This window comes from Lysinibacillus sp. OL1 (assembly GCF_004332175.1).
GTDB lineage: Bacteria > Bacillota > Bacilli > Bacillales_A > Planococcaceae > Lysinibacillus > Lysinibacillus capsici.
The window spans coordinates 1-5,010 of the sequence record NZ_SJDS01000032.1; the positions used below are offsets into that span (position 1 = coordinate 1).

The window sequence follows — 5,010 nt, forward strand, 5'->3', positions numbered from 1 at the left end:
AACAACAATAAAAAAATAAGGTAGGATGTATCATTAAATACTATACATCCTACCTATAATTATACTATTGATTACATGTTCCCACGGTCTCTTAGCATCACAAACAACCTCCACTAATAATCCAAATTCGAAACACTCAAAATGTCTAAAAAATGCACTTTATGGACATCCATGTATTTATCCTGAATGTGGATCATCTTTGTGTTTGGGTCCATTTTTGTTACCTTCCCTTCTAAAGACCCTGATTTATTGTACACAGCAAACATCCGAAACTTACAATCTTCTAGTGCTTCACTTAAACTGTAGCCAAGCTCCTCAAGGTCAAACTCGTCACGTTCAGGGTGTTTAGGTGGTTGTTTTGGTTTTTCAGCAACCTTTTTAGCTGGATCCTTTTTCTTTGACTTTGCCATATCCATTCCTCCTAATAAGAACATTTGTTTGTACTTATTATAGAACTAATGTTCTGTTTTTGGCAATAAAAAAAGACCAGAAAATTTTCTGGTCTTACTTTTTAAGGTAAAGATAATATTGATTTAAAATAAAAAGACCGCTCTGTCGCGGTCCCAGAAAGGTCGGCGTACACATAGCACGCTTAATGCTTTGATCGAACACTTTCTGTAAACAGTACACTTCATGTCTGTACACACATTATACATACACTTAAGGTAATTGTAAATAAAAATGATTTGTTTTGTTTCTAAGCTGATGTTTTGAATGCGTATGCGAGTGCCAAATAGTATTTGCAATAATATCAGACGCTTGGATTAAATAGTCAGAAATAGACGTTTTGTAACTCACATCAATCATTAAATTGCCATACAATATTGGTTTATGAAAGACGCTGTAATCAAAATTATGAACTCCATGAATAAATTCTTCATATATTGAAGATTTTAAATCATAATAACCATTTGTAGCTGTACCTTGTTCATCGATACAAATAATTAGATTCACATCTTCGTTTGGATCAATTTTTCCCTTACGGATTAAATCCATAAATTTAGATTTAATACATCTTTTTAGTGCATAATCTTTAAATCTGTGAATAGATTTCTTTTCTGACATAATATCTTTGTTAATTCTACGAGTATTAACACAGACTGATAAACTTTCATAAGGTTTCATTACATTATAGAGTGCTCTCCTATGTTTAGCTGCAAGTCCAAATGACTTTACTTCTACACATCCATCAATCGTAGCCTTTATTTGATCTGATAGTTTTCTGTATTTCCTTCTGGCGGTGTCTTTTTCTTTTTTATCTAAAAACAAATATCCACCATATACAAAATACCTGTCATTTCGGTGGAAAACGCCTGAATCATCCAAATAAATATATATAGTCTGCATTATTATCACCCTGTTCCGTCTACAACTTTGGATATTGTGTAGTATTTTATCATTTCATGTATAATTATATGACAAACAAAAATATTATATACGTTGTTATAATTCTTACTTTAAGTTAGTATTTTTTAATATATCATTTGTTTATAATTTTAATAAATATATAGTTTCACTTTTTGTCTAATTATGTATATAAACAAGCAAAAATACAACCATTTTGACTAGTTAAATTTTCTTATTTTTTAAACTCGTTTATATCTTCAAAAGATAAAAAAAGCACAACGAAATCTATTGGCAAAAAAGCCAAAAAGAAAACGGAGTGCTTCTCACGTATATATTCATTTGATTTCTTATATATATAATTTAAACTATTTAAAAAAGGATTTCAAGTACTATTTTCCAAATATTCTATTAAAATTGTTAAATAAGCTAATAATCAATTGACTTACCAGACTTACTTTTAGATATTTCGCTGGGCGATTATTATTTTTAATCCTTCGAAATCACCACTTGTCATAGTGCCAGCATCAAATTTCTCAAGATGAGATTTATCAATAAGCTTTTTGTCCACTGCTTGTTTGAGATAATCACGAACTGCAGCTTTAAGAGTTTCGTTTGTAAATTGCATTTTATCATCATCCTTTACAGTATTATTTGGTATTGGAGGTTGCATAATTGATTTAACGATTTGTAAAAAACTGCTCCATGGAATAGGTGTACTTTTGGAACGCATCTTACTAGGGCAATTTTTACCGCTGTAATAGTTGTGCTGTACAACATCGTTTATCGTTAGATTTTCTTCTTTAAGAATTTTAGCAACTAGTGCAGCTGTATTTTGTACAGTCCTTACATAGTCCCCATCAGCATTCACACACATCTCAATATGGATTGCTTCGTTATTCCCCTTTGTACTACCTGCTGCCCAACATTGATAGTCATGTGTAAAAGATTGAACAGCTTCTTTGTCATCTACAGTCCAATGCCAACTTGCTTGGCGACTGTTCCCATTAGCTTGCAGTCGAGCGTGATTGTCTGCTCCACTACCTTTCTTGGTATTGTCAGTTTCATGGATACATACTTTTTTGCGGGTGTTTTTGTGTCCTCCTGTAACTTTAATAGCAACTGCTGTAGATACTAAATGCTGTCTAATTTGCACCATTATTTTTCACCCTTTCGGTCATATCCCATAGCTCTTTCACTATCATTAGTACCTGGTGTAGTTGGATCAACAACCACACCGATAAGAACTAAAAAAGCGAGTACAGTGTTAAATAACTCTGTAACTCGCTCATTATAAATTGTTGTATCGTAGCCGAATAGCGCACCGATTTGTTGCACTAACAGTAGTAGTAAAGCAAATGCTCCCACTAAGAATGGTTTGTGTTTTAAACGTACTTTCCAGTTGATTTTCATTTTTATTTCCTCCTATAACATTTTATTTGCTGCAAAAATTATTCCGATTGCTCCAGTAATGACTCCAGTAACAATGCCTCCAATGATTAATCGAACAATCCATGTAGTATTTGATTTAATCGCAGTTAAATCATCTTTCATATCCTTGATGTTGTTTTCTGCAATAGAAATACGAACCTCATGGGAATTTATTTTTTCTTTCAACATATTGTGCTCAGTAACACTTACATACGATGATCCTTCCATATCATCACCAATCCTTTGCCCTATTTAAAATAAAAAGCCATGAGATGCATCGAGATACAGTAACATGTACTGTTGCCCATCTCGATTGTTCTCATAGCATAATAAAAAGCATTCCTTATTTAGAATGCTCTTCTGTTACCTTTTGTAATTATTAAGGATATACTTAGATGTCCTTGTCGTATATCTAGTAATTTCATTTTCTCCATCAAAATATCCATCTTCTTCTGCGGCATGGTGGTATAACAAAGCCTCTTCATAATAAGGAACGTGGAGTCGTCTAATGATTTCAACTAATTCTGCATTATCTTCTACACTGTCATATTGTATTTTAGATAATAGATATACTAATCCATCTGGACCAACAAATGAATCTAGATGCATATCTGCAGTTAACTTATTTTGTTGAAATAATGCATGTTCATTATACATGCACTTTTTATCATGATGAACAATCCTGAAACCTTTTCCTTTGCCGTAATTAGATGATCCATTAATGTCTCTATACCATTCAAGCCAACCATTTTCTGGACCATCAATAATTTCACCACAAGAATCACAAACCCATTGATTCAATGGTTCTAAGCTGTTATTGACAAATTCTCTACTACACATTAAAAAACCCTCCCTTTTACCTAATTTAATTCGACAAAAGATAAGGATTTCCTTCTAAAAAAGACAATAAAAATAACGCTAAGCTATGCTTGCGTTTCTCCTTCGTCTAGCTTCTTATAAACAACATCACGTAAATTAGATAAATTAGGTACTTGCTCACGCTTGTCTGGATTCGCTTTTACAAAATTGCACCAAATTCCGACTAAGCCGCTGTTTTCATTAAACATCACTTTCACCTCCTGGTAGTGATGCAATTAATGTGGAGAGCTCCATTATTGCATTCTCTTGTCCTTCTAGACGTTGTTCTTGCATTGCCATATAAGACGACATTTCCATCATGCTACCAAGTAACAATTTATTTTCTTGCTCTAAACGAGTAGCCTTTTCCTCTGCTGTTTCTTCAATCCCGAATTTTTTTATTGCACCTATAGTTCCGTCTGGATTACGTACTTTGTACTCAAATGGCATTTAGTCCACCGCCCCTGATATTAAGTGAATTTTATGATTGAACGATAAATCTGTACGTGATGGCGTTATTTTTAGAATAATATTTTGCTTTTCTTCTGACACTGTGTGTTCGAAAGTATCTTCTACAGTGCCACTATTTGTCGGTGCAGTATTAACTGGTGTGAGGGTGATGTATTGCTCCTGTTCTCCTGTCAAAGTCATTGACAACTCGACTTTTACTGCCAAATCTGCGTCTCGCTCAATGAATAATAAAACACCCTTAGCTGATCCTTTTGGTGGCTCAATTTTATACCTCGCTACAGATTGCAAAATAGGTGTGTTTACTGTGTTTTTATTAAGTTTTATCGTCTTGCTAGTCTTTGCTCCATAATTATCAACTACCTCAACGACAATCGTATTTTCTCCAACTTTTAACTGAGCTAATAACACTTCAAACTCCCAAGCACCACCTGTGCCATCGTAAATCTCAATTGGATTAGATCCGTTAATTCGATAATTTACTTTAACGCTAGAATTCGCATCTGGATCGACTGTAGTTCCACTGATTGTAAATTTATCAGTATCTATAATTCCGCTAGGTATGATGGTGTCCACTGAAAGTAATGGTGCTCGGTTAGGTACAACGTAAAATGTACGTTCCACAGTGGTAGATTGTCCGTTTTCACTATCGACAGCCCAAACTTTCAACGTGTGAGCTACTCCATCAGCTAAAACTCCTGTAATAGCAACCTCTCCGTCAAATAATTTTGAGCCTTTAAAAATCAACTGTTTCGATAGTGATATCTGAGTCTGACTTAGATTTGTAGCTAATACTTTACGAGGTTCGTTGTTAATTTGGTAGTAAGCCGTCACGGATTGATCTTTGTCAGGATCGTAGGAATCGCCAGTGATATTTAAAGTATCGTTTTCATAAAGCATTTGGTTGTT

At 33.9% G+C, this 5,010-nt stretch carries 8 protein-coding genes and 1 pseudogene; all 9 read right to left on the minus strand.

The annotated features are described in order from the left end of the window. Positions 1-113 precede the first annotated feature (113 nt). Positions 114-410, minus strand: a complete 297-nt coding sequence (locus EW028_RS24235; RefSeq protein WP_193767473.1) for a YolD-like family protein — start codon at positions 408-410, stop codon at positions 114-116. A 250-nt stretch (positions 411-660) separates the two neighbouring features. Continuing rightward, entirely contained in the window at positions 661-1,347 is a 687-nt protein-coding gene (locus EW028_RS24240) for a DUF3800 domain-containing protein (protein WP_227745017.1), read from the minus strand. 457 nt (positions 1,348-1,804) lie between these two features. Beyond that, the gene (locus EW028_RS24245; protein ID WP_131522749.1) at positions 1,805-2,503 is read right to left on the minus strand and encodes a peptidoglycan recognition protein family protein; all 699 of its coding nucleotides are present in this window, start codon (positions 2,501-2,503) and stop codon (positions 1,805-1,807) included. Then, on the minus strand, positions 2,503-2,757 hold the full coding sequence (locus EW028_RS24250; protein ID WP_131522750.1) for a phage holin: 255 nt from the start codon (positions 2,755-2,757) through the stop codon (positions 2,503-2,505). The genes EW028_RS24245 and EW028_RS24250 overlap by 1 nt, the downstream gene beginning before the upstream one ends. Before the next feature lie 12 nt (positions 2,758-2,769). After that, positions 2,770-3,003 carry a hemolysin XhlA family protein gene (locus EW028_RS24255; RefSeq protein ID WP_227745018.1) on the minus strand — a complete coding sequence of 78 codons (234 nt, stop codon included), beginning with the start codon at positions 3,001-3,003 and terminating at the stop codon, positions 2,770-2,772. 135 nt (positions 3,004-3,138) lie between these two features. Beyond that, positions 3,139-3,615, minus strand: coding sequence for a hypothetical protein (locus EW028_RS24260; protein ID WP_131522751.1), 477 nt, complete (start codon positions 3,613-3,615; stop codon positions 3,139-3,141). Between the two features lie 83 nt (positions 3,616-3,698). After that, a complete protein-coding gene (locus EW028_RS25475; protein WP_193767474.1) occupies positions 3,699-3,842 on the minus strand; it encodes a hypothetical protein in 144 nt (47 codons plus the stop codon). Beyond that, positions 3,835-4,083, minus strand: a complete 249-nt coding sequence (locus EW028_RS24265; protein WP_131522752.1) for a hypothetical protein — start codon at positions 4,081-4,083, stop codon at positions 3,835-3,837. The genes EW028_RS25475 and EW028_RS24265 overlap by 8 nt, the downstream gene beginning before the upstream one ends. Further along, positions 4,084-5,010, minus strand: a pseudogene (locus EW028_RS24270) (hypothetical protein); the annotation flags it as partial.